Raw genomic sequence first — 240 nt, 5'->3', positions numbered from 1 at the left:
CTCAGTGGGCTGGTCGGCGCCGGGGGCGGCGCCGGCGGGGTCGGCGGGTCGTCCATCCAGTCCGATGGCGGGACCGGCGGGGCCGGCGGCAGCGGCGGCCCGCTGTTCGGTAACGGCGGGATCGGCGGCGACGGCGGCTCGAGCAATGACGGCGTCGGCGGCACCGGCGGCGCCGGTGGGGCCGGCGGCGCGCTGTCGGGCAGCGGCGGGTCCGGTGGGACCGGCGGATCGGTGCTGGCA

At 81.2% G+C, this 240-nt stretch carries 1 pseudogene; it reads left to right on the top strand.

What is annotated here, in order from left to right:
• Positions 1-240: pseudogene (locus FPZ47_RS30925) on the top strand (PE family protein); the annotation flags it as partial.

Source organism: Mycobacterium helveticum (assembly GCF_007714205.1).
In the GTDB taxonomy this organism is placed as follows: Bacteria; Actinomycetota; Actinomycetes; order Mycobacteriales; family Mycobacteriaceae; genus Mycobacterium; species Mycobacterium helveticum.
This window is presented reverse-complemented; position numbering and strand designations above follow the sequence as displayed.